The sequence below is a fragment of the Pontibaca methylaminivorans genome, from assembly GCF_900156525.1.
GTDB classification, from domain to species: Bacteria; Pseudomonadota; Alphaproteobacteria; order Rhodobacterales; family Rhodobacteraceae; genus Pontibaca; species Pontibaca methylaminivorans.
On record NZ_FTPS01000001.1, the window covers coordinates 425,006 to 447,699 of the forward strand.

Sequence of the window (22,694 nt, forward strand, 5' to 3'; positions counted from 1 at the left end):
CGATCAGATATCCTGCTGCGGGCGCTGATCGGCCATGCGGCCGGCCAGAACCTCGAAGCGGTTGGCCAGGATCTCGAACTGGACCGCGTTCAGCAGGCGATAGACCTCCTGCATCTCGGGCTCTTCCAGAGCTTCGGCATAGGCGCGCAGATCGGTATCCGGGAACTCCGCATAAGTCCGCGCCGCATTGGCGAGTGCGGAGCGTTCGAGCACCGCGCCAAGCTCGTCCGCCTGTTCCTCCATCAGCGCGCGCAGCCCGCCTTCGTCCATGGGCAATTCGATCACCCCGGCATCGCGCGCCGCCAGCATGAAGCGGATCTGGATCTCCTGAAGCGCGCGCAGGCTGGTGCCCGAACCGTCGATGGCATCGTTCATCCGCGCCAGAATCTCGACCCGCGCCGCATCCCCGCGCTCGAGCTGCTGCAGGGCCTGTTCGCCCTCGGCCTCGTCCGCCGCGTCGTTTCCGCGCATATGGGCGCGGTTCTCGGCCTCGACCAGGCGCTTGCCGAGATCGCCGCCATAGAACCCGATCGCATGGTCGAGCGGCCCATCCCCGAGCGTCGGCTCAAGCAACTCGAGCGCAAGCTCGCGCATGGTGGCGGTGTCGAACACCTCCTGCGCGAGATGATCCCAGTCGGCACCGAAGGAATCCTCCTCGAGCCCGAGCATCGCCGGCGCGTTCTCGGCCGCCTGCGCAAGCGAATCGAGCGCGACGTCAAAGCCGGTGACGGCCAGGAAATCCTCGACCCGTTCGCGCTCGGCCGCCGCAAGGGGCAGCGCCGCGGCCAGGGCGAGCATCAGACCGGCCGCGAACCGCAGCAGCAGGTGCTGCGCGGGGCGCAAATGGGGGGTGGCGATCGTTATCGGTGTCATGATCCGGCAGCGTAGCGGTTTTGCCCGGCCAGACAAATGAAATCGTCCGCGCCCCCGGCGCAGGCGGGCCGCAGACCGGCTGCGGGAGATTGGCCGCAGGAGACCGGCTACGGGCGGATGACAGGACGGCGGCCGGCAAAGCCGGAAATCTCCCTTGCCAGGCGCGGCGATCCCGTTTAGAGGACGGCCAGCCAGACTCCCGCGGAGAGGTGCCGGAGCGGTCGAACGGGGCGGTCTCGAAAACCGTTGACCCTTCACGGGGTCCCAGGGTTCGAATCCCTGTCTCTCCGCCACTTCGGTATAAAACCGGGAACGCCGATTGCCGCCCCCGGGTGGCGGGCGACGGAAGGCAGCGCCGCAGATGCGCGGGGGATGGCCGCAGTCGTGCCGTGCGGGTCTGGTCGCGCTTCCGGCCGACCTTCCGGCCCGCGGATGACGGCGCTGCCGGCGGAGCCGGGGCTGTCCCTGCCCTCGCGCCGGCCGCCGGCTGTCAGCCGAGCGCGTAGCCCATCCCGCGCACCGTGCGCAACGGGTCGGCGCCGCCATGCCGGCAAAGCGCCTTGCGCAGCCGCCCGATATGAACATCGACCGTGCGCTCCCCGACATGGATCTCCTGCCCCCAGACCTGGTCAAGCAGGCGTTCGCGGCTCAGCACGCGGCCCGGCTTTTCCATCAGTGCGGCCAGGAGCCGGAATTCGGTCGGGCTCAGCTCCAGCTCATGGCCGGCCCGGGTGACGCGGAAGGTGCCGCTGTCAAGACGCAGATCCCCGTATTCCAGCGCCCCGCCCGCCGAGGCAGGGCGCACCCGGCGCAGGCCGGCGCGGACCCGGGCCATCAGTTCGGCCATGGAATACGGCTTGCTGACGTAATCGTCGGCGCCGGTCTCCAGCCCGCGCACGCGGTCAGGCTCGTCCGAGCGGGCCGAGAGCATGATGACCGGGATCGTCCGTGTCGCGGGGTCGGCCTTCAGGCGGCGGCAGACCTCGATCCCCGACAGGTTGGGCATCATCCAGTCGAGGATGACCAGATCCGGCGCGGCCTCGCGGATCAGCAGCATCGCCTCCTCGCCATCGCCGGCCTCGGCCACGCGGTACCCTTCGGCGGCAAGGTTATAGGCCACCACGTCGCGCTGGGCGGGCTCGTCCTCGGCCAGCAGGATCAGCGGCGTCACGGGGTCGACTGCCATATGCCCCCCTGCGGCTGCGCGTCCGGCGGCTGCGAGGTATGGTCGGCCTTCGGGCGCTCGTCATCGGGCAGCGCACCGGTGACAAGATAGATCACCTGCTCGGCGATGGAGGTGACGTGATCGCCCATGCGCTCGATGTTCTTGGCGATGAAATGCAGGTGCATGCAGGCCGAGATGGCGCGCGGATCCTCCATCATGTAGGTGAGGAATTCGCGGAACAGGGTGTTGTACATCTGGTCGATGTCATGGTCGTCCTGCCGCACCCGCTCGGCCAGAACCGCATCGCGGCGGATGAAGGCATCGAGCACGTTCTTCATCTGCAGCCGCACCGCGTCGCCCATGCGCCGGATGGAGCCTGCCCCGCCCTCGATCGCCGGCAGCGCGGCCAGCACGGTCGAGCGCTTGGCGAGGTTCTTGGCATAGTCCCCGCAACGTTCCAGCGCGGCGGCGATCTTCATCGCGGCCAGCACGGTGCGCAGATCGGCGGCCGCCGGTGCGCGCAGCGCGATCAGGCGCGCGGCCTCGGCGTCGATCTGCTGTTCCAGCGCGTCGATGGCCTTGTCTCCCTGGCGCACCGCCGCGGCGAGTTCGGCGTCGCGGGTCTCCAGCGCGCGGATGGCGTCCATGATCGCCACTTCGACCAGCCCGCCCATGCGCGCCAGCAGGGCCTCGATCGTCTCGAGGTCGCGGTCGAAGGCCGTGGCGATATGTTGTCCCTTTTCCATCAAAGCCTCCGTCAGCCGATTCGGCCTGTAATATAGTTTTCCGTGCGCGGATCGACAGGGTTGGTGAAGATCGCGTCGGTCTCGCCGTATTCGACCAGCTCGCCCAGATGGAAGAAGGCGGTGCGCTGGCTGACCCTTGCGGCCTGTTGCATCGAATGGGTGACGATCACCACGGAAAAATGTTCGCGCAACTCGTCGATCAGTTCCTCGATCTGGGCGGTGGCGATGGGGTCGAGCGCCGAACAGGGCTCGTCCATCAGCAGCACCTCGGGCGCGGTGGCGATGGCGCGGGCGATGCACAGGCGCTGTTGCTGGCCGCCCGAGAGGCCGGTGCCGGGGGCGTGCAGGCGGTCCTTGATCTCGGTCCACAGCGCGGCGCGGCGCAGGGATTTTTCCACGATCTCGTCCAGTTCCGCGCGCGACGCCGCCAGCCCGTGCAGCTTCGGCCCATAGGCCACGTTGTCGCGGATCGACTTGGGGAACGGGTTCGGCTTTTGAAACACCATGCCGACGCGGGCGCGCAACTGCACCGGGTCGACGCGCGGGTCGTGGATATCCTCGCCGTCGAGACGGATCTCGCCCGCGACCCGGCAGGTGGCGATGGTGTCGTTCATCCGGTTCAGGCAGCGCAGGAAGGTGGATTTCCCGCAGCCCGAGGGGCCGATGAAGGCCGTGACCGTCCGGTCGGGGATGTCCACGCTGACATCCCGGATCGCGTGGGTGTCACCGTAATGGACCTGCACCGACCGGGCGGTGATCTTGCTGAGGGTGGCGCCTGTCTGCGCCTGTGGCATCCGCATGTCGTTCATCCGGGTCTCCATGTTACCAGCGGCGCTCGAAACGCCGGCGCAGCAGGATGGCCGCTGCATTCATCACCAGCAGAAAGACCAGCAGCACGATGATCGCGCCCGAGGCACGCTCGACAAAGGCCGGGTCGCTGCGCTGGGTCCAGTTGTAGATCTGCGCCGGCAGGGCCGAGGCAGGGTCGAAAAAGCCCTCGGGCGGGGCGGCGGGGAATTCGCGCACAAAGGCCACCATGCCGATCAGCAGCAGCGGCGCGGTCTCGCCCAGGGCCTGCGCCAGACCGATGATGGCGCCGGTCAGGATGCCGGGCGCGGCCAGCGGCAGCACGTGGTGGAACACCGCCTGCATGCGCGAGGCCCCCACCCCCAGCGCCGCGTCGCGGATGCCCTGCGGCACCGCCTTGAGGCTGGCGCGGGTCGCGATGATGACCGTGGGCAGGGTCATCAGCACCAGCACCAGCCCGCCGACGATGGGCGCCGATTGCGGCAGCCCGGCGAAGTTGATGAAGATCGCGAGCCCCAGCACCCCGAACACGATCGAGGGCACCGCCGCGAGGTTGGCGATGTTGACCTCGATCAGGTCGGTCCAGCGGTTCTTTGGCGCGAATTCCTCCAGCCAGATCGAGGTGGCCACGCCCAAAGGCAGCGCCAGCCCCAGCACGATCAGCATCATATAGGCCGAGCCGATGATGGCGACGCCCAGCCCCGCCGCCTCGGGGCGCAGGTCCGAGGCATCGCCCGCGGTCAGGAAGGCAAAATTGAAATCCTTGGACATCATGCCCCCGGCCACCATCGCATCGGCCAGCAGCAACTGGCCGGGCGTGACGTTGCGGTCAAGCTGGGCGCTGTCCATGGTCACCCGGCCCTTCAGATAGCCGTCGATGCGGCCATTCGCCAGCAGCGAGGCGTCGATGGTCCGCCCGACCAGATCCGGGTCGGCCAGCACCTTGGCGCGCAGTTGCGCCGGGGCCTCCTTGGACAGCATGGCGGCGATCTCGGCATCCGTCAGGCCGTCGATGGCGATGCCGGCATCGGCGACGGCCTGCTTCAGCGCGGCCTCGATCACCTTGGCATAGGACAGCGTGGTGACCTTCCTCATCACCTCCGGGTCGCGGGTGCCGGCGGGGTCCAGCACCGAGGCCTCCAGCGCCACGGGGATGTGGACATGGGTCTGGCGAAACGCCCCCAGACCCGAGGACAGCACCGACGTCAGCAGCATCAATAGCGCCGCCACGCCGATCAGCACCGCCGCCAGCCCGAAGCCGCGAAAGCGGGCCTCGGCCGCCCGGCGCCGCGCGGTGCGGGGGTCGCGGGTGAACAGGGACGGATGGGGGGTCATTCGTATTGCTCCCGATAGCGGCGCACGATCACCAGCGCCAACACGTTCAGCGCCAATGTGATGACGAACAGCGTCAGGCCCAGTGCAAAGGCAACCAGCGTTTCCGGCGCGGCAAAGTCGCTGTCGCCGGTCAACTGGCTGACGATCTTGACGGTGATGGTGGTCATGGCCTCGAACGGGTTGAGGCTGAGGCGGGCGGCCGCCCCCGCCCCCAGCACGACGATCATCGTCTCGCCAATGGCGCGGCTGGCGGCCAGCAGCACCGCGCCGACAATGCCCGGCAGGGCGGCGGGCAGGATCACCTGGCGGATGGTCTCGGACCGGGTGGCGCCCAGCGCCGAGGCCCCGTCATGCAGCGCACGCGGCACCTGGCTGATGATGTCGTCCGACAGCGACGACACGAAGGGGATCAGCATGACCCCCATCACCAGCCCCGCCGTCATCACCGAGGACGCGCTGGTGCCCAGGCCCAGCGGCTGCGCGAACCAGTCCCGCAGCAGGGGGCCGACGGTGATCAGCGCGAACAGGCCGTAGACGATGGTCGGGATGCCGGCCAGCACCTCCAGCGCCGGCTTGACCACCGCACGCATGCGGCGGCCGGCATATTCGGACAGGTAGATCGCCGCCAGCAGCCCGACCGGCACCGCGAAAGCCAGCGCGATCAGGCTGATATACAGCGTCCCCCACAGCAGCGGCAGGATGCCCAGTTGCGAGTCCCCCTGAAACTGCGGCGCCCAGGTGGCCGAGAAGAAGAAATCCCGCCAGTCGTAGAGGGCAAAGAAGTTGCGGGTCTCGAACAGCATCGACAGCACGATCCCCGCCGTGGTGGCGATGGCGATGGTCGAGGCGAGGATCAGGAACCCCATCACCCCGCGCTCGACCGCGTTGCGGGCGCGAAAGCGGGCGGTGCCGCGATGCAGCGACCAGCCAAGGCCGGCCAGCGCCGCCACCCCCATCGCGACCGCGACGGCCGGGCCGGACCAGCCGGCCAGCCGCGCCAGCAGCAGAACCGCCAGCGCCGCGCCCAGCGTGGCCTGCACCGCCGCCCAGCCGTAATGGCCGGGCAGCGAATGCAGGGCGCGGATGTCGCCCCCGGCGCTGGCCAGCGCGCGGGCGCGGCCAAGACCATAGGCGCAGGCGACCAGTGCAAGACCCGCCGCGAAAAGCCAGAATTCGGACATGGTGCCTCCGGTCGGCGGGGGCGGTCCGGGCTGGTGCCGGACCCGCCCCGCTGTCTCAGTCCAGCGTGACCTCGTCGGCGACGGCGGCCTGCGCCCTGGCCAGCTCCGGGTCGGGCACCAGCCCGTATTCGGCCAGCGGGCCGCCGGGGCCGGCGATGTCGTCGGCGACGAAGAATTCCGCATAGTCTTTCAGGCCGGGGATCGCGTCGATGTGCGCCTTCTTGACGTAGAAGAACAGCGGGCGCGAGACCGGGTATTCGCCCGAAGCGATCGTCTCGGTCGAGGGGCTGACCCCGTTCATCGTCGCAACCTGCAGTTTCGAGGCGTTGTTTTCATAGAAGGACAGGCCAAAGACGCCGATGCCGTCCTTGTCGCTGGCGATGCGCGAGAGCGTCTCGGTATAGTCGCCGTCGATCTCGACCGCGCGGCCATCGGTGCGCAGGGCGGTGCAGGTCTTGCCGGTATCGTCGCCGACCAGCGCCGCCAGTTCCTCTTCGGCGCCGCTGTCCTTGCAGCCGCGCTCGATCACGTTGAGGTCGAAGACCTCGCGGGTGCCGTGCTTGGTGCCGGGGATGAAGGCCATGATCGGCTGCGCCGGCAGGTCCGGGTTCACCTGGTCCCAGGTGGTGGCGGGGTTGGCGACCAGTTCCCCGTCGACGACGACCTGCGCGGCCAGCGCCCTGTACCAGTCCTCGGGCGTGAAAGCGAAAGCCTCGCCGTTGATATCCGACGCAAACACGATCCCGTCATAGCCGAACCGGACCTCGATGATGTCGGTCACGCCGGCGCTCGCGCAGGCCTCGACCTCGCTATCCTTGATGCGGCGCGAGGCATTGGCGATGTCGATGGTGTTGTCGCCCACACCCTCGCAGAACTTCTTGAGCCCGGCGGAGGAGCCGCCCGATTCGATAACCGGGGTGGGGAAATCGGTGTTCTCGCCGAAGATCTCGGCCACGATCGCGGCATAGGGCAGGACGGTGGACGATCCGGCGACCTGCACCTGATCACGGGCGGCGGCAGCGCCGCCGGTCAGGGCCGTCGCAAGAGCGAAGAACGAAAGGGTCTGCTTCATGCGGGACATGCTGTCTCCTGTTGCATCATGTCGATCGCCGGGATGGCGACCGTCACGCACAGCCCTAGCCGCGTTTTGTAACAGTCTGATGACAGTCCGGTAACGTTTCGATAAAGTCTGTCCGCCTCAGCCCCGCGGCAGAAAGACCGAGACCCGCGTGCCCTCGCCGAGCGTGCTGGCGATGCCGAGCCGGCCGCGATGGCGGTGGATGATATGCTTGACGATGGCCAGACCGAGCCCGGTGCCGCCCTGCCCGCGCGAACGTGACGGATCGACGCGATAGAACCGTTCGGTCAGACGCGGCAGATGCTGCGGCTCGATCCCCTGCCCCTGGTCAACGATGTCGATGCGCAGCATGTCACCGGTGTCGTCCGGCAGGACGGCGATGGTGACCCGCTTTCCCCGCCGGTCGTATTTGATCGCATTCTCGACCAGGTTCTGGACAACCTGCGTGATCTGGTCGGCATCGGCGGGAATGGGCGGGACCGGCGTGTTTTCGGCAATCTCCAGCGTCACGCCGGCGGTTTTCGCGACCGGGCGCAAGGCATCGACGACCCCCGCGACCAGCCGGGGGATATCCACCGGCATCTCCGGCCGCTCGCGCTCCCTGGCCTCGGCCTGCGAAAGCGACAGCAGGTCGCGCACGAGGCGGGACATCCGCGCAGCCTCGGCCTTCATGGTCTTCAGGAACCGTGTGCGGGCCGCCGGATCGTCGCGGGCCGGCCCTTCGAGGGTCTCGATGATTCCGACGAGCGCGGTCAGGGGGCTGCGCAGTTCATGGCTGATATTGGCGATGAAATCGCGGCGGAACTGGGTGACGAACTCCCGTTCCGTGATGTCCTCGAAAGCGCAGATCACCATGGTTTCGGAAGCGATGCGAACCGGTGTGACGGTGACGAGATAGCTGATCGCATGCGGGGCCCTGAGAACCTCGTACCGGATCTGTTCCCGGATCTGTTCGGGCCCGCCCCCCTGCAGCGCCCTCTGGATCGCGGCCAGCAGGGCCGGCTGACGCAGCCCGATGGCATGGTCCCGCCCGATCTGTTCCGCCCCCAGCAGGTCGGCGCCCGGCGCGTTGGCGGCCGCGATCCTGCCGTCCGGGTCGATGACCACGAGCGGCAGCGGAACGGCGCCGAGAACCTCGCCAAGTTCGCGACTGTTCATCTGGTCCATCCGGTGGCCTCTTCGGGACTACGGTTTCCGCGCCAGCCCGCGCATCACCCGCCGTTCCGGCTGCGCGATGTTCCTGACATGGGGCTCCGGGATTGGTAACGGCGGGTTCCGTGTCCGGCAAGTTCTCCTGCATTCGCCGCGCCCCGTCATCGCGGCGCGCCCCCGGGGGGTGCACCCGGCCGTCCTGCGGCCGAGGTGCTCCGGCCTTCCGCCGGCCCGCCAGGTGGCGTCGAAGCGCGGCCGCCCGGTCAGGCCGGCGCCTCGTCCCCTTCGGCCGGTTCCGGGTTTTCGGCGCGGGCGAGCGCCTCGGCCTTCGGCACCGAGAGCCAGACCGCGAGGATGAAGCCGGACACCCCGCCCAGCAACTTGCCCAGCACCAGCGGCAGGATCATGGTCGGCTGGAAATTCGCGGAAAAGGCCAGGTGATCCCCAAAGGTAAAGGCCGCGCAGACCGCGAAGGCGATGGCCAGCACCTTGTCGCGCGGACGCATCATGCCGACCAGCCGATACATGGCGAGGATATTCGCCGCCGCCGCCAGAAGCCCCGCCGTCCCTTCGGGCGAAAGCCCGATGCGCGAGCCGACCGCCTTCATCGGCCGGTCCAGATATTTCGTCAGCAGGTAGACCATCGGAAAGGCCCCGGCGAGCATGATCCCGATATAGCCCGCGATCTCGAGCGCGCGGAACTGGTCCGCCTCGTCGGCGATGATCGGGTCGAACCCCCAGTGCCCCAGCACCGCGCTGAAGAAGCCCGTGAAATATTCGACGATCGAGGCCACCAGAACCAGCGTGATGCCGGCATACATGATGCGCCCGAACCACAGGAACCCGGCGATCATCGCATCCGGCGCAAAGCGCAGGCCGAGCGCGATCGCGACGCAGAAGGCGATGAGCGGCGCAAGATTGTGCAGGATGCCGCCAAGACCCATGGTGATCTGGTGCGAGGCGGCGGCGGTGGTCGAGACCTCGGGCCGGATGTCGAGCCCGGCCAGAGAGATCAGCGCACAGGCGATGAACACCCCGATCGGCACCGAAAGGATCCCCGACATGATGCCGAGCGCCATGTACTTGTGGTCGCGCTTTGCCAGCATGGCCAGCCCGACCGGGATCGAGAAGATGATGGTCGCCCCGGAGGTGAAGCCGACGATGGTGGCGACCATCCACGCATCGCGCGACCCGGCAAGCGCATCGGCAAGCTGATAGCCGCCCATGTCGACCGCGATCACCGTCGTCGCGGCGATCGAGGGATCGGCCCCGATCAGGGCAAAGAGAGGCCCGACCGCCACGCGGATGAACTCCGACAGATAGGGGATCGACGCCATGATCCCCGCCACCGGAATGAAGATCGGCCCGATGGAATGAAGCCCCTCGATGAATTCCTTGCCCAGCCCGGTTTCCGAATTCCGGATCGAGGCGATGGCCCCCGCGACCGCGCAGGCCATGATGATATAGATCACGTAGGTTCCGATCGATGCCATGGTTCCCTCCCTGATGGCGTTCAGTCCCGGACAGCCGGTGCTCCCTATCGCCGGCAGGCCGGTTTGTCGTCAGATCCTGATGCGTTCTCCCTTCGGGTCGTAGAGGCTCCGCATATGCAGGTCGGCCGGGACCGTTTCGTTCGCAACGACAAGCTCGTAGCGCCCCGCGCCGAGCCAGGCGTCATCGACCCCGCCGGGATTGCGCAGATAACCATAGCCGATCGGATGGCCGACCGTGTAGCCGAAGCCGCCGCTCGTCAGATAGCCGACCGGTGCGCCGTCGCGCAGGATCGTCTCGCGCCCGAGCAGCACCACATCGGGGTCGCGGGTGGTGAAGCAGACCAGCCGTTTCGCAAGCGGGGCCGCCGCCGTGGCCGCAGCGGCCTCGCGGCCGATGAAGGGCGTGTCCCGCCCGAGCTTCACCGCCCAGCCGAGCCCGGCCTCGAAGGGTGAATCGTTCGGCGTGATGTCGGACCCCCAGGCACGATAGCCCTTTTCAAGCCGCAGCGATTCGATCGCACGATAACCGGCCAGCCCGAGCCCGTGCTGCGCACCCGCCTCCATCAGCGCGTCGAACACATCGCCGGTGCCTTCGAGCGGCACGTGAAGCTCCCAGCCGAGCTCGCCGACATAGGTCACCCGCAGCGCCCGCAACCGGTGGCCGGCGACAGTGATCTGCCGCATATGGCCGAACGGAAAGGCGCCGTTCGAGACATCGGCATCAGTCACCGCCGACAGCACGGCGCGCGCGCGCGGCCCCATCAGCGAAAGCGTGCCCCAGGCTTCGGTCACGTCCTCAAGCGTCACATCGGCATCAGCCGGCAAGTGATTGTTTATCCAAGCGAAATCATGCGTTCTGGAACCGGTTCCGGTGACGACATAGAAGTGGTCCGGCGCAAGCTGCGCCACGGTCAGGTCGCATTCGATCCCGCCGCGGCTGTTCAGGATCTGCGTATAGGTGAGGCACCCGCCCCCCCGCGCCACATGGTTCGCACAGACATGTTCGAGCGCCGCCGCCGCATCCTTTCCGCGCAATTCGTATTTCGCAAAGGAGGACTGGTCGAACAGCCCGGCGCGCTCGCGCACCAGCGCATGTTCCGCCCCCACGGCCCCGAACCAGTTCGCCCGCCCCATCGCCGGAATGTCGCGCGCCTCGAACCCCGCCGGCGCGAACCAGTTCGGCCGCTCCCAGCCGAGCTTGGACCCGAACACGGCGCGGTGCTGTTCCAGGCGCTCGAAAAGCGGCGAGATGATGCGCGGGCGCGCGCTTTCGTATTCCGCATGCGGATAGCCGATGGCGTAGTGCTTGCCATAGGCTTCGAGCGTGCGCTCGCGCACCCAGTCGCGGTCGCGGTGCAGGCCGGAAAAGCGGTTGATGTCCACGACCCAGAGGTCGAGCGGCGCCTCGCCCCGGATCACCCATTCGGCAAGCGCCCAGCCGGCGCCGCCCCCGGCGGCGATGCCGAAGGCGTTGAACCCGGCGCCGACGAACATGTTGGCACATTCCGGCGCCCGGCCAAGAATGAAATTCCCGTCCGGCGTAAAGCTTTCGGGACCGTTGATCATCTGTTTCAGCCCGGCCTCGGCCAGCACCGGAACGCGGGCGATGGCCTGCGTCATGTGCTGCTCGAAATGGTCGAAATCGTCGTCGAACAGCTGGAATTCCCAGGGCTCGGGCACATCGCCCCCGGGCAGGCCCGTGTTCCATGCCTGCGGGTCCGGCTCATAGCCGCCCATCACCAGCCCGCCGACCTCTTCCTTGAAATAGACCCGCCGGTCCGGGTCGCGCACGGTCGGCGTGTCGCTCGCCAGCCCGTTGATCCGTTCGGTGATGATATACTGGTGCTTCACCGGCTGCAGCGGCACCGAGATCCCGGCCTTCGCGCCGATCTGGCGCGCCCACTGCCCGCCGCAGTTGACCACCGTTTCGCACTCGATGCGGCCCTGGTCGGTCAGCACGGCGCGGATGCGATCCTTGTCCATCTCGAAGCCGCTGACATGAACGCCCTCGAAGATGCGCGCCCCGTGCATCTTCGCCCCCTTGGCCAGCGACTGCGCGATGTCCGAGGGGTTTGCCTGCCCGTCGGTCGGCAGCCACGAGGCCCCGATCAGATCCGACACATCCATGAGCGGCCACATGCGGGCGACCTCTTCGGGCGAGACAAGATGCATCTCCATGCCGAAGCTGCGCGCGGTGGTGGCGAGGCGGCGATATTCGGTCCAGCGTTCCTCGTTGGTCGCAAGGCGCAGGCAACCGGTCATCTTCCAGCCGGTCTCGAGCCCGGTCTCGTCCTTCAGCCGCTTGTAGAGATCGACCGAATATTTCAGCACCTGCGTGATCGAGGCGGAGGACCGCAACTGCCCGACCAGCCCCGCCGCATGCCAGGTGGACCCGGAGGTGAGCTTGCCCTGTTCGAGCAGCACGACTTCGGCCTTGTGATCGCGGGCCAGGTGATAGGCCGTCGAACAGCCGACGATCCCGCCGCCGATGACGACGATCCGGGCATGGGTGGGAAGGGCAGTTGTCATTCTTCGCGTCCGTATTCCGTGTGATAGGCATCAAGCGCGGCGGCGAGCCGCTCGAGGTTTTCATCCGTATAGGCGACGTAATCGGTGCCGGGAGCATCGAGATGATGTTCGGAAACCATGCTCCACATCGCCTCCCGCAGCAGCGAGACGCATTGCATCGCCGCGAGCGAACGCTTCAGGTCGCGATCCGGGCTCCGGTCGAAATAGATGCCGAGCAGTTCCTCGGATTCCTCCCGCGAGAAGGAGGCATTGGACGACAGCCCGGCAAGGTCGAACATGGGGGTGGAAAATCCGGCATATTCGAAATCAATGATCCAGAACCGCTCGCCGTCATCAAGCAGGTTCGTCGGCAGGAGGTCGTTGTGACCGAACACGATCGGCAGCGGCATCTGCGCCGCCTCGAGTTCGTTCGCCAGCGCGACGAATTCGCCCAGGCGCGGTTTCATCCGGCTGTTTGCGGCCTCGAGCGTGCGCGCATAATCCCGCACCACGTGAAAGGGCCAGAACAGGAAAGCCGTGCCCGAGACATGATGGGGCATCTCGTGGTGAAAGCGGCGGATGATGTCGGCAATCCGGCCGAGATTGGCGCGCACGGCGGGCTCGTCGCAGGTCTTGGCATCAAGATAGCGGCTGACCAGAACCCCGTCCCCGTGGTATTCCACCGGCGGTGCAAAGCCCGCCGCCTCGGCGGCGCAGGCGGACATGATCTCGCGCTCGCGCTGGACGTGATGAAAGGGGTAATCCTCGCCAAAGCGCACCACGTGACCGCCCGCCTCGTCGCGCACCAGCCAGTTTTCGTTGCTGATGCCGCCCATGAGCGGTTGCACCGTGATCGCGCCCTTCCACAATGGCAGATCGCGAATCCGTGCGAATGACACCTCGGGGATTTCCTCGTGACCCGACATGCGCCCTCCCAAGCCTGACGTTCAGGAATATCAGGACCAAGCGTCGGTCAAAAACGGTCACAGGTCAACAGATTTTGTGGTATTTCAGTCATGCCCTGATCCGGAATTGCCGGCCGGTCCGGCTCTCCGTTGTCAGGGCGACCGGGAATTACGACAGTTGGCATGACACGGCAGCCAATTCGGACAGGCAGCGACAGGCAGAGGGCGACGCCATGAACCACTCCCCCCGCCACGACCGGATCCTTGCCCTTCTGCGCGACCGGGGCACCATCGGCATCACCGAGCTTGCCGGGTTGCTCGGTGTTTCGGCCGAGACGGTGCGCCGCGACATCCGGGCGCTTTCGGCGCGCGGCGATGTGTTGCGGATGCACGGGGCGGTGGGGCTGCGGGCGATGATGGGCGAGGCTCCGTTCGAGCGGCGCATGCGCGAAAACCCCGAGGCAAAGCGACTGATCGCCGCCACCATTGCCGCCACCATCAGCGACGGGGATTCGGTCATGCTGGACACCGGCACCACCACGAGCTTCCTGGCGCAGGAACTGCTCGGCCACCGCCGTCTGACCGTGGTCACCAATTCGTCGGATGTCGCGCGCACCCTCGCCACGATGAACGGCAATCGGGTGCATATGGCGGGCGGCGAACTGCGCAGCGATTCCGGCGCGGCCTTCGGCATGGCGGCGCTTGAATTCATCGCCCGCTTCAGCGTCGATCACGCGATCATTTCGGCCGGGGCGGTGGATGCCGCGACCGGGATCATGGACTACGCGCTGGCCGAGGCGGAATTCGCCCGCGTGGTGCTTGCCCGCGGAGCGCGCCGGGTGGTGATCACCGATTCAAGCAAATTCGGACGCCGCGGGCTGGTGCAGGTCTGCGATTTCAGCGGCATCGACGAGCTTGTCACCGAAGCCCCGCCCCCCGCCGCGATCGAGGACGCCCTTGCCCAGGCGGGCGCCGAACTCGTCCTGGCCGCAACGGGCTGACGTGCGCCGCACACCGCCGTCACGCCGGGCCGAAATGCGGCAGGGCGCGCGATCGTGTTACCCAGATGCGTAATAAAGGCCATATTCTGGCGGAAATTTTTATGATCAAAGGGCACAAAGCCCCTTATATCATGCACTTTTCCAGAAACCGGCGAAAAATTCATGGTGCGGGTGGTCGGAGTCGAACCGACACTCCTTGCGGAAAGGGTGTTTGAGACCCTCGCGTCTACCATTTCGCCACACCCGCGGACCCAGGCGCAGCCGCGCCCTGTCCTGACTGCGCATTCTCTAGCCCCGCTCCCATCGCAGGTAAACAGGGAAGTGACCGGCGCCGCCCGTAACCACCTTCGCGCAGCGCGCTTGACCGCGGGCGCATGGCATGCTTCCTGCCGCTGATCCACCTGCGGAGGTCTTCATGCTGCGGCGTCTTTATGATCGGACCATGCGCCTTGCGGATCATCCGCAAGCGCTCTGGTGGCTGGCGCTGGTCGCCTTTGTCGAAAGCTCGGTCTTTCCGATCCCGCCCGATGTGCTGATGATCCCGATGATCCTCGCGCGGCCGTCAAGGGCCTGGCTGATTGCCGGCGTGGCGCTGGGCGCCTCCGTGCTCGGAGGAGTGCTGGGCTATGCCATCGGCGCGCTCGCCTTCGAGACCATCGGCCGGCCGGTGCTCGAGGCACTCGGGCAGACCGAGGCCATGGCCCTGTTCAACGAGCGGTTCAACGAACACGGGTTCTGGGCGGTGCTGATCGCGGGCGTGACGCCCTTTCCCTACAAGGTGATCACCATCATGTCGGGCTGGACCGGTCTGCCGCTCGGCATCTTCATCGCCACGTCGCTGCTGGCGCGGGCCTTGCGTTTCTTTGCGGTTGCCGCTTTGCTGCAGGTTTACGGCGCCCCGGTGCGCCGGTTCATCGAACAGCGGCTCGGGCTCGTGTTCACGGTCTTTGTCGCCCTGCTTCTCGGGGGATTCATCGTGGTGCGGTATCTGTGACGCGCAATCTGCTGATCCTGCTTGCCGGGCTGGGCTCGGCGGCCCTGCTGCTCGGCGCGCTCGCCTTTCAGTACCTGGGCGGCATGGCGCCCTGTTCGCTGTGCATCTGGCAGCGCTGGCCGCATGGAATCGCGATCCTGATCGCAGCACTGGCGCTGATGTGGCCGGGCCGGCTCCTGCCGGCGCTCGGCGCGCTTGCGGCGCTCGCCTCGGCGGTGATCGGGCTCTATCACACCGGGGTCGAGCGCGGCTGGTGGGAAGGGCCGGCCACCTGCACCGCCAGTTCCGCCGACGGCATGAGTTCCGCGGAGCTGATGGCGCATATCATGGCCGCGCCGCTCGTGCGTTGCGACGATGTCGCCTGGGAGATGTTCGGCCTCTCCATGGCAAGCTGGAACGCGGTGGCTTCGCTCGTGCTGGCGGCGCTCTGGCTTATGGCTGCGGCACGGCGACCGGCCCGCGCCTGATCGCCCTGCGCGTTTCGCCCCGGACCGCCGCCCGTCCGCCGTCAGCTTCCGCTGCGCCGTGCGGCCGGTGATCCGCCCCGGCCATCTGCCTTTCCCTGGTTCTTGCGGCGGCCCTCGATCAGCCCGTGCAGCAGCGGGATGATGTAATCCTCCATGAGGTCTTGCGAGGCTTCGGGAAGCGCCATCTCGCCCAAGGGCGCGTCGGCCGGCGGCAGGGGGTCTTCGAACAGCGTCGCGCGGTCGAAATAGCGTTGCGCGACCGCGCGGTTTCCGGGTTCGAACTCTGCCATCACGCGCTCGCGCTCGGGCCGCGCCATCAGCAGGCTGCTGTGCCGGTTGCTGTTTTCGCGCAGCTCCGCGTCGATCCGGTAAAGGACGCGGATCAGTTCGCGCCGATAGGGGCTGGGCGCCCGGTCCAGCGGCATCCGGCGGGCAAACTCCGCGACCGGCGGTGACAGGCTCGAATTCACGCGCCCCGGCTGTGTGAACCCGTCCAGGTCGTCAAGGCCGAGGTGACGGCAGAAGGCGGCAATCGGCCCGCCCGGCATCTGTGCGCGCTCATGCACCGTGAGGCGGATATTCTCGCCCCCGAACAGGGTTTCGAGATGGCGGATGTAGGAATCGTAATGAATCCAGTGAAATTCATGGCGCCGATCCATGAATTCGGGAAAGGTCAGGTGGCTGAAACGCGGTTTCCACTGCCATTTGATGTTCTGGTAATACCAGCTTTCCAGCCAGAGATCCTGCCGGCGCAGGGTAAAGATGACCCGGACATCGAAATGCTCGCGGAAGCGCGCAAAGATGGAGAGGTCCTTCTGGAAACAGATGTTTTCGTCGCTGATGATCGCCGAGTGGATGGCCGGCCCGGCCTCGGCCTGCTGCCGGATCATCCGGGCGGCATCCGCAACCGGGCGTTCCCCCTCGACAAGGGCTTTTACCAGCGCCGTCTGCCGTCCGACGCCGTTGACCGGCAGATAGCCATGCTCGCGAAGCCTGTCGTTGTTGCGGGCGAGAAAGCTCTGGGTTGCCGAGGTCGCGGTTCGATGTGCTCCGATATGCAGATAAAGCGTGCGCACGATAGGGCATGGTCCTTGCTGGACGATCCGCAAGGCGCGGGCGTTGCGGCTGCAAGGGCGAAAACCCAAGGCAGCCGGCATCTGCACCGTGCAGACCATCGGGTTCCGTTTTTCCAAAACCGGAAACTATTTACCTGAAAACCGACCCTTTGCGCCGCCCTGGCGGCAGGTCATCCACGATCAGCGCCGCAAAAGGCGCAGCAGGCGCATGGTCCGGCGCTGGTTGCCGAAGGCACCACCGGCCCTGCCCCGGGTCACATCATTCGCAGCCGCACGACCGCCCCGCGATGCAGCCGCCCGGATCCCGTGATTGACACCGGAACTCACCAGCCGGCGCAGAGCGATCCGCAGGATCATGGTCACGAGGCGATTCATCTCTCGAAACTCCGGGCTCACCGCATGCCGCCAAGACTGTCATGCCCGGGCGGAAATTTCAATTCCCGTCCCGTCCATCGGCGGTTTTCAGTCTTCGAAAAGCTCGCTCTGGCCGCGGCCCGCCTCTTGCGCCTCGGCATCGTCCGCATCCCGGGGCATGAGCGGCACCATGCCGGGCGGTGCGGTGCTTTCCAGCAGGCCGGCCGCGCGCAGTTCGGCCAGCCCCGGAAGGTCGCGCGCGGATTCCAGGCCGAACTGATCGAGAAACGCCTCGGTCACCACGAATGTCACCGGGCGGCCCGGGGTCATCTTGCGCCGGCCAAGGCGGATCCAGTCGAGTTCAAGCAACTGGTCGATGGTGCCGCGCGACACCGAGACGCCGCGGATCTCCTCGATCTCGGCGCGGGTGACCGGCTGGTGATAGGCGATGATCGCCAGCGTCTCGATCGCGGCGCGGCTCAGGCGGCGCGTCTCGACGCTTTCCTCGCGCATGAGAAAACCGAGGTCCGGCGCGGTGCGCAAGGCCCAGGCATCGCCCACGCGCACAAGCTGCACACCCCGCCCCTCGTAACGGCGGCGCAGGAGCGCCAGCGCCTCGGCCGGGTCCGAGCCGGCGGGCATCCGCGCCTCGAGCAGGCGCAGGGTGACGGGCTCGGTGCTGGCGAAAAGGATCGCCTCGACCATGCGTTCCTGCTCGGCCATGGGCGGGATGGTGAAATCGGGTTCGCTCATGCCGGCCCGGCCCGGCTGCGCAGCTCGATCGCGGCGAAATGTTCGCTCTGGCGCAGTTCCGCGCGCCCCTCTTTCACCAGTTCGAGCGAGGCGGCGAAGGTCGCTGCCGTTGCCGAGCGCCGACGCTTCGGGTCATTACCCCATCCGTCGGGAAGGTAGCTCGTCAGGTCGGTCCAGTCGCCGGCGAAGCCAAGCAGCGGGCGCATCCGGTCGAGCGCCTGCTCCATGGTGAAAAGGTTGTCGCGATCCATGACGAAGGGGCGGAAATCGTCGCGGGTGCGGATCCGCGCATAGGCCTGCATGAGATCGAGCAGCGTCACCGACCACTGCGTGCTGCGCCGGCGCACGACCGTTTCCGGCACGCCCCGGGCAAAGAAATCGCGCCCGAGCCGGTCACGCCCCATGAGCCGCGCCGCCGCATCGCGCATGGCCTGAAGCCGCTCGAGCTGGAACGCGAGATGCGCGGCCATCTCGTCCCCGCTCGGCCCGTCTTCCTCGGGGTCGGGGGGCAGCAGCAGGCATGATTTCAGAAAGGCGAGCCAGGCGGCCATGACCAGATAATCGGCAGCCAGTTCAAGCCGCAGCGCCTTGGCCTGTTCGACAAAGGTGAGATACTGGCGCGCCAGTTCAAGGATCGAGATGCGGCGCAGGTCGACCTTCTGGTTGCGCGACAACGTCAGCAGCAGATCGAGCGGCCCCTCGAAACCGTCCACATCGACGATCAGCGCCTCGGCCGCCATGCGCTCGGCCACCGACACCGGCGTGCCGGTGAGCGGCCCCGTGCCCTGCTCGGTCACGAGCCTGCTCCGGGTGGCAGCGGGGCCAGCGCCGCAAGTTCGTCCCAGGCGGCCTTGATGTCGAAATCCAGAGGTGCATGGCGTTGCGACAGCGCCGTTTCGGCGCGGTGCAGGCTGTCCGCCCCCATCCGCCCGGCGGCGTGGGCGACCCGGTCGCGCTCGGCCAGCGTCCCGTTGCAGAACAGCGCGATGTCGCAGCCGGCGGCGATACAGGCGCGGGCATTGTCCTGCGGCGTGCCCGTGAGCGCCTTCATCGAGATGTCGTCGCTCATCAACAGCCCGTCAAAGCCGATGCTGTCGCGGATCAGCGCGATCACATGCGGCGATACCGTCGCCGGCAGCGGGTCGAGCGCCTCGTAGACCACATGGGCGGTCATCCCGAGCGGCAGGTCCGCCAGCGCACGGAAGGGGGCGAAATCCCCGGCCTCCAGCAGATCGAGCGGCGCGCCGACGCGTGGCAGTTCGTGGTGGCTGTCGGTCCGCGCGCGCCCGTGCCCGGGGATATGTTTCACGACCGGCAGCACGCCGCCATCCACAAGACCCTGCGCCACGGCGCGACCCAGTTCCGCGACCCGGGCGGGCGTGTCGCCGTAGCAGCGGTTCCTGAGAAAGGGGTGCGTCTCGTCAAGCGCCAGATCCGCAACCGGCGCGCAGTTGCCGTCGATCCCGAGCATCCGCAGTTCATGGGCAATCAGCCGGTAGCGCAGATACAGCGCACGCACCGCCCCGTCACCGGCGGCGGCAATATGGTCGAGCGGCGCGGGCCAGTCACGGGCCAGCGGAGGGCGCAGGCGCTGCACCCGCCCGCCCTCCTGATCGATCAGGATCAGCGCCTCGCGCCCGACGGATTCGCGCATCTCGCCACACAGCGCCGCGATCTGATCCGCGCTTTCGAGATTGCGGCCAAAAAGAATGAAGCCGAACGGATCCGTCGCCCGGAACAGCGCCTTTTCCGCCGCGCTGAGCCGTGTCCCTTCGGCATCGAGAATGACCGCCGAGGGGCTCATCGCGCCGCCACCGGGATACATTCGGCCTCTTCCGCGAGCAGGGCGGCGCAGAACCTGCGCGCTTCGGCCATGTCGGCAAATCCGGCCGCACGCAAACGATAGAAGCTGTGCCCGCCGCTCGATGCCTGCTGGATCACCCGGTCCTTGCCGGCAAGATAGCTGTCGAAGCGCCCGGCAAGGCGGCTCCATTCGGCACGGGCGGCATCCATGCTGTCCAGCGCGCCAAGCTGCACGAGCGGCGTCCCGGGTTCGAGCGTGTCGGGCGAAATCTCGCGGGTCTCGGGCGCCGCGTCGCTACGGGGCAGCGGATCGGTGAAGGCGGCGCGCGACGCCGCTTCGGATGTATCACCCGGGCGGATCTGCGGGCGGCGCGTGGCCGGCGACTCCTCGGCACCATCCGCCGCCCCGCCGCCCATTGCCTCTGCAAGCAGCGCGTCGATCGCCCCGGCCGGGATGGAGCCGGGGCCGGTTTCGCTCTCGCCTTCTTCGGTCTCGGGGGTGCTTTCGGTGATGACCGGCTCGTTGATATGGGGGATGGGGTCGGCTTCGCCCGTGTCCTCCTGCGGCGCGGCAATCCCGTCCGCGTCCGGGCCCGCCGCGGCAGGAGCCAAGTCGTCATCCTGATCCATTTCGCCCCGATCCGTCACCGGGGCCGGCGCGGACTGTTCCGGTTCGCTCTCGTTGACAACGTCTGCGGCGTCGGGGCGCGCGTCCTCTGCCCCGGATTCGGCATCCGCATCGGGCTGGAGGCTCGCCATGGGCAGGTCTTCGGGATCGAGCGTGATCGGGCGGGGCGCAAGGCGCAGGGTATCGGCGGTCGGCGCGGCGGTGCCTTCGGCGGCGATGCGGTTCACCGCCAGCCCCTGATGGCTTGCGGATTCGCCGCCCGGGTTCTCGGGCTGGACCCGCAGCGGCCCCTCGATCGCGCGCACCACCGGCACACCATGGACATCGCGCATGACGAGCTTGTAGCCCCAGATGACGATTCCGATCACCAGAGCCAGCGAGGCAAGCGCGCCGAGCGCATTGGCAAGACGGCGCAGCCCGGCAAAGCGTCGGGGCGGTGACGGCTGCGCGTCCGGCGCATCCCATTCCTCCACCTCGTCATCCCATGCCATCACTGCCTCGCTGCCCGCCGTCGGTTCTGTCTGGCTGCGGCTTCGGTCGCCCCTGCTGACGGTCCTGCCTTGTCCGGCACCGGTGCGGCCTTGTCCCTACCGCATCTCCTGCGCCGGAGTGACGCCGAGAATACCAAGGCCCGAGGAAATGACAACGGCAACAGCCTGCGCCAGTGCGAGTTTGGCCCGGCTGGCGGCAACATCGCCCTCCTGCAGGAAGCGCAGTTCCGGCCGGTCATTGCCCAGGTTCCAGAACGCGTGAAGTTCTCCAGCAAGTTCATAGAGATAAAACGCGATGCGATGCGGCTCGTGGCTGCGGGCGGCGGTCTCGACCAGGCGGGGCCATTCGGCAATCTTGCGCGCAAGGTCAAGCTCGGCCTCGTCCGACAGCCGCCCGAGATCGGCATCAGTCAGCGTTGCCGCATCGGTCGCAATCCCGGCTTCGGCGGCGCGGCGCATCAGGCTCATGATCCGGGCATGGGCATATTGCACGTAGAACACGGGATTGTCGCGGCTCTGTTCCAGCGCCTTGTCGAAATCGAAATCGAGCGGCGCATCGTTCTTGCGCGTCAGCATCACGAAGCGCGTCACATCCGGCCCCACCTCGTCGACCACGTCGCGCAGCATGACGAAATTGCCGGCGCGTTTCGACATCTTGTAGGGTTCGCCGTTCTTGAACAGGCGCACGAGCTGGATCAGTTTCACGTCAAGCGGCACCTGTCCGCCGGAAAGCGCCGAGACCACCGCCTTCATGCGCTTCACATAGCCGCCGTGATCGGCGCCGAAGATGTCGATCAAGACATCGAAGCCCCGGGCGATCTTGTCGTGATGATAGGCGATGTCGGGGGCGAAATAGGTCCAGCTTTCATCGGACTTGCGGATCGGACGGTCCACATCGTCGCCATGATCGGTCGAGCGGAACAGGGTCTGTTCGCGCGGCTCCCAGTCCTCGGGGGTCTTGCCGCGGGGCGGCTCCAGCACGCCGCGGTAGATCAGGCCCTTTTCGTCCAGGTCGCGGATCGCCGATTCGATCCGCCCGGTCCCGTAAAGCGACCTTTCGCTGAAGAACACGTCCATCTCGACCCCGAGCGCGGCCAGATCGGCGCGGATCAGATCCATCATCGCTTCGGTCGCGCGTTCGCGCAGTTCGGCCAGCCAGACCTCTTCGGGCTGGCCCACCCAGGCATCGCCCTTTTCGCGCGCCACCGCCTCGCCCACGGGGATCAGGTAATCGCCGGGATAGGTGCCGTCCTCGAAGGCGACCTCCTGCCCCAGCGCCTCGAGGTAACGCAGATAGACCGACCGGGCGAGCACATCGACCTGCGCACCGCCGTCGTTGATGTAATATTCGCGCGTCACGTCAAAGCCCGCATAGGCCAGCAGGCTGGCCAGCGCATCGCCGAACACCGCGCCGCGGGTGTGGCCGACATGGAGCGGGCCGGTCGGGTTGGCGCTCACGTATTCGACGTTGACGCGCCGCCCCTGCCCGAAGTCCGAGCGCCCGAATTCATCCCCCGCACCGAGCACATGGCCAATCACCCCCTGCCAGAGCGACGGCGCAAGGCGCAGGTTCAGAAAGCCGGGGCCGGCGACCTCGGCGCTCAGGAACCGCGGATCCGCGGCCAGCCGCGCCGCCAGCGCCTCGGCGATCTCGCGCGGCTTCCGGCCTGCGGGTTTCGCAAGCACCATGGCGGCATTCGTGGCCATGTCGCCATGCGCCGGATCGCGCGGCGGCTCGACCGTCACCGCATCGAGCCCCAGCCCGACCGGCAACGCGCCCTCCGCCTGCATCGCTTCGAGCGCACCGATCACGCTTGCACGGATATCGCCGAACAGATTCATCGCCTGGCCCTTTTTCTGCTGTTGCCGGCGGTTTAACACGGG

At 67.4% G+C, this 22,694-nt stretch carries 21 protein-coding genes and 2 tRNA genes; 4 read left to right on the forward strand and 19 right to left on the reverse strand.

Features of this window, described 5'->3' with window-relative positions; genetic code table 11:
- Positions 1 to 3: 3 nt before the first annotated feature.
- On the reverse strand, positions 4 to 873 hold the full coding sequence (locus tag B0B01_RS02155; protein WP_076646872.1) for a DUF2059 domain-containing protein: 870 nt from the start codon (positions 871 to 873) through the stop codon (positions 4 to 6).
- A gap of 203 nt (positions 874 to 1,076) precedes the next feature.
- Between B0B01_RS02155 and B0B01_RS02160 the strand changes: the two genes are divergently transcribed.
- Positions 1,077 to 1,166 (forward strand) — tRNA-Ser (locus B0B01_RS02160).
- A gap of 197 nt (positions 1,167 to 1,363) precedes the next feature.
- On the opposite strand, the gene phoB is transcribed toward B0B01_RS02160, so the two are convergent.
- The 10 genes from phoB to B0B01_RS02210 form a co-directional block, all read right to left on the reverse strand.
- Positions 1,364 to 2,059 (reverse strand): phosphate regulon transcriptional regulator PhoB, encoded by a 696-nt coding sequence (phoB, locus tag B0B01_RS02165; protein ID WP_076646874.1) that lies wholly within the window; start codon positions 2,057 to 2,059, stop codon positions 1,364 to 1,366.
- Positions 2,041 to 2,784: a phosphate signaling complex protein PhoU gene (gene phoU / locus B0B01_RS02170; RefSeq protein WP_076646877.1), complete on the reverse strand. Its 744-nt coding sequence runs from the start codon at positions 2,782 to 2,784 to the stop codon at positions 2,041 to 2,043. Before phoU ends, phoB begins: the two co-directional genes overlap by 19 nt.
- Before the next feature lie 11 nt (positions 2,785 to 2,795).
- Positions 2,796 to 3,593, reverse strand: coding sequence for a phosphate ABC transporter ATP-binding protein PstB (pstB, locus tag B0B01_RS02175; RefSeq protein WP_076646879.1), 798 nt, complete (start codon positions 3,591 to 3,593; stop codon positions 2,796 to 2,798).
- A 13-nt stretch (positions 3,594 to 3,606) separates the two neighbouring features.
- Positions 3,607 to 4,926: a phosphate ABC transporter permease PstA gene (gene pstA, locus B0B01_RS02180; protein ID WP_076646881.1), complete on the reverse strand. Its 1,320-nt coding sequence runs from the start codon at positions 4,924 to 4,926 to the stop codon at positions 3,607 to 3,609.
- Positions 4,923 to 6,107: a phosphate ABC transporter permease subunit PstC gene (pstC, locus tag B0B01_RS02185; RefSeq protein WP_076646883.1), complete on the reverse strand. Its 1,185-nt coding sequence runs from the start codon at positions 6,105 to 6,107 to the stop codon at positions 4,923 to 4,925. Before pstC ends, pstA begins: the two co-directional genes overlap by 4 nt.
- Before the next feature lie 55 nt (positions 6,108 to 6,162).
- Positions 6,163 to 7,188: a substrate-binding domain-containing protein gene (locus B0B01_RS02190; RefSeq protein WP_076646885.1), complete on the reverse strand. Its 1,026-nt coding sequence runs from the start codon at positions 7,186 to 7,188 to the stop codon at positions 6,163 to 6,165.
- A 117-nt stretch (positions 7,189 to 7,305) separates the two neighbouring features.
- On the reverse strand, positions 7,306 to 8,343 hold the full coding sequence (locus B0B01_RS02195; protein ID WP_076649996.1) for a sensor histidine kinase: 1,038 nt from the start codon (positions 8,341 to 8,343) through the stop codon (positions 7,306 to 7,308).
- 257 nt (positions 8,344 to 8,600) lie between these two features.
- On the reverse strand, positions 8,601 to 9,830 hold the full coding sequence (gene eutH / locus B0B01_RS02200; protein ID WP_076646887.1) for an ethanolamine utilization protein EutH: 1,230 nt from the start codon (positions 9,828 to 9,830) through the stop codon (positions 8,601 to 8,603).
- A 69-nt stretch (positions 9,831 to 9,899) separates the two neighbouring features.
- Positions 9,900 to 12,359, reverse strand: a complete 2,460-nt coding sequence (locus tag B0B01_RS02205) for a GcvT family protein (RefSeq protein ID WP_076646890.1) — start codon at positions 12,357 to 12,359, stop codon at positions 9,900 to 9,902.
- The gene (locus B0B01_RS02210) at positions 12,356 to 13,264 is read right to left on the reverse strand and encodes a phosphotransferase family protein (RefSeq protein WP_076646892.1); all 909 of its coding nucleotides are present in this window, start codon (positions 13,262 to 13,264) and stop codon (positions 12,356 to 12,358) included. The genes B0B01_RS02205 and B0B01_RS02210 overlap by 4 nt, the downstream gene beginning before the upstream one ends.
- A 212-nt stretch (positions 13,265 to 13,476) precedes the next feature.
- Between B0B01_RS02210 and B0B01_RS02215 the strand changes: the two genes are divergently transcribed.
- The gene (locus B0B01_RS02215; protein ID WP_076646894.1) at positions 13,477 to 14,244 is read left to right on the forward strand and encodes a DeoR/GlpR family DNA-binding transcription regulator; all 768 of its coding nucleotides are present in this window, start codon (positions 13,477 to 13,479) and stop codon (positions 14,242 to 14,244) included.
- A 163-nt stretch (positions 14,245 to 14,407) separates the two neighbouring features.
- Here the strand turns inward: B0B01_RS02215 and B0B01_RS02220 are convergent.
- Positions 14,408 to 14,491: transfer RNA gene (locus B0B01_RS02220), tRNA-Leu, on the reverse strand.
- A gap of 168 nt (positions 14,492 to 14,659) precedes the next feature.
- Between B0B01_RS02220 and B0B01_RS02225 the strand changes: the two genes are divergently transcribed.
- On the forward strand, positions 14,660 to 15,238 hold the full coding sequence (locus B0B01_RS02225; protein WP_076646896.1) for a YqaA family protein: 579 nt from the start codon (positions 14,660 to 14,662) through the stop codon (positions 15,236 to 15,238).
- The gene (locus tag B0B01_RS02230; protein ID WP_083945990.1) at positions 15,235 to 15,705 is read left to right on the forward strand and encodes a disulfide bond formation protein B; all 471 of its coding nucleotides are present in this window, start codon (positions 15,235 to 15,237) and stop codon (positions 15,703 to 15,705) included. Before B0B01_RS02225 ends, B0B01_RS02230 begins: the two co-directional genes overlap by 4 nt.
- Positions 15,706 to 15,746: 41 nt before the next feature.
- On the opposite strand, the gene B0B01_RS02235 is transcribed toward B0B01_RS02230, so the two are convergent.
- The 7 genes from B0B01_RS02235 to argS form a co-directional block, all read right to left on the reverse strand.
- The gene (locus tag B0B01_RS02235; RefSeq protein ID WP_076646898.1) at positions 15,747 to 16,781 is read right to left on the reverse strand and encodes a hypothetical protein; all 1,035 of its coding nucleotides are present in this window, start codon (positions 16,779 to 16,781) and stop codon (positions 15,747 to 15,749) included.
- A 180-nt stretch (positions 16,782 to 16,961) separates the two neighbouring features.
- On the reverse strand, positions 16,962 to 17,156 hold the full coding sequence (locus tag B0B01_RS02240) for a hypothetical protein (RefSeq protein ID WP_076646900.1): 195 nt from the start codon (positions 17,154 to 17,156) through the stop codon (positions 16,962 to 16,964).
- Positions 17,157 to 17,243: 87 nt separating this feature from the next.
- Positions 17,244 to 17,888, reverse strand: coding sequence for an SMC-Scp complex subunit ScpB (gene scpB, locus B0B01_RS02245; RefSeq protein ID WP_076646902.1), 645 nt, complete (start codon positions 17,886 to 17,888; stop codon positions 17,244 to 17,246).
- A complete protein-coding gene (locus B0B01_RS02250; protein ID WP_076649998.1) occupies positions 17,885 to 18,628 on the reverse strand; it encodes a segregation and condensation protein A in 744 nt (247 codons plus the stop codon). Before B0B01_RS02250 ends, scpB begins: the two co-directional genes overlap by 4 nt.
- A 53-nt stretch (positions 18,629 to 18,681) precedes the next feature.
- Positions 18,682 to 19,713 carry a beta-N-acetylhexosaminidase gene (nagZ, locus tag B0B01_RS02255; protein ID WP_234967686.1) on the reverse strand — a complete coding sequence of 344 codons (1,032 nt, stop codon included), beginning with the start codon at positions 19,711 to 19,713 and terminating at the stop codon, positions 18,682 to 18,684.
- A complete protein-coding gene (locus B0B01_RS02260; protein ID WP_083945992.1) occupies positions 19,689 to 20,810 on the reverse strand; it encodes an SPOR domain-containing protein in 1,122 nt (373 codons plus the stop codon). The genes nagZ and B0B01_RS02260 overlap by 25 nt, the downstream gene beginning before the upstream one ends.
- A gap of 96 nt (positions 20,811 to 20,906) precedes the next feature.
- Positions 20,907 to 22,652 (reverse strand): arginine--tRNA ligase, encoded by a 1,746-nt coding sequence (argS, locus tag B0B01_RS02265; protein ID WP_076646904.1) that lies wholly within the window; start codon positions 22,650 to 22,652, stop codon positions 20,907 to 20,909.
- Between the last annotated feature and the right edge of the window lie 42 nt (positions 22,653 to 22,694).

Bases quoted from the DNA above. Each gene is read 5' to 3' on its own strand.
- B0B01_RS02155 (WP_076646872.1), bottom strand. From the start codon at position 873: ATGACACCGATAACGATCGCCACCCCCCATTTGCGCCCCGCGCAGCAC.
- phoB (WP_076646874.1), bottom strand. From the start codon at position 2,059: ATGGCAGTCGACCCCGTGACGCCGCTGATCCTGCTGGCCGAGGACGAG.
- phoU (WP_076646877.1), bottom strand. From the start codon at position 2,784: ATGGAAAAGGGACAACATATCGCCACGGCCTTCGACCGCGACCTCGAG.
- pstB (WP_076646879.1), bottom strand. From the start codon at position 3,593: ATGAACGACATGCGGATGCCACAGGCGCAGACAGGCGCCACCCTCAGC.
- pstA (WP_076646881.1), bottom strand. From the start codon at position 4,926: ATGACCCCCCATCCGTCCCTGTTCACCCGCGACCCCCGCACCGCGCGG.
- pstC (WP_076646883.1), bottom strand. From the start codon at position 6,107: ATGTCCGAATTCTGGCTTTTCGCGGCGGGTCTTGCACTGGTCGCCTGC.
- B0B01_RS02190 (WP_076646885.1), bottom strand. From the start codon at position 7,188: ATGTCCCGCATGAAGCAGACCCTTTCGTTCTTCGCTCTTGCGACGGCC.
- B0B01_RS02195 (WP_076649996.1), bottom strand. From the start codon at position 8,343: ATGAACAGTCGCGAACTTGGCGAGGTTCTCGGCGCCGTTCCGCTGCCG.
- eutH (WP_076646887.1), bottom strand. From the start codon at position 9,830: ATGGCATCGATCGGAACCTACGTGATCTATATCATCATGGCCTGCGCG.
- B0B01_RS02205 (WP_076646890.1), bottom strand. From the start codon at position 12,359: ATGACAACTGCCCTTCCCACCCATGCCCGGATCGTCGTCATCGGCGGC.
- B0B01_RS02210 (WP_076646892.1), bottom strand. From the start codon at position 13,264: ATGTCGGGTCACGAGGAAATCCCCGAGGTGTCATTCGCACGGATTCGC.
- B0B01_RS02215 (WP_076646894.1), top strand. From the start codon at position 13,477: ATGAACCACTCCCCCCGCCACGACCGGATCCTTGCCCTTCTGCGCGAC.
- B0B01_RS02225 (WP_076646896.1), top strand. From the start codon at position 14,660: ATGCTGCGGCGTCTTTATGATCGGACCATGCGCCTTGCGGATCATCCG.
- B0B01_RS02240 (WP_076646900.1), bottom strand. From the start codon at position 17,156: ATGAATCGCCTCGTGACCATGATCCTGCGGATCGCTCTGCGCCGGCTG.
- scpB (WP_076646902.1), bottom strand. From the start codon at position 17,888: ATGAGCGAACCCGATTTCACCATCCCGCCCATGGCCGAGCAGGAACGC.
- B0B01_RS02250 (WP_076649998.1), bottom strand. From the start codon at position 18,628: ATGGCGGCCGAGGCGCTGATCGTCGATGTGGACGGTTTCGAGGGGCCG.
- nagZ (WP_234967686.1), bottom strand. From the start codon at position 19,713: ATGTATCCCGGTGGCGGCGCGATGAGCCCCTCGGCGGTCATTCTCGAT.
- B0B01_RS02260 (WP_083945992.1), bottom strand. From the start codon at position 20,810: ATGGCATGGGATGACGAGGTGGAGGAATGGGATGCGCCGGACGCGCAG.
- argS (WP_076646904.1), bottom strand. From the start codon at position 22,652: ATGAATCTGTTCGGCGATATCCGTGCAAGCGTGATCGGTGCGCTCGAA.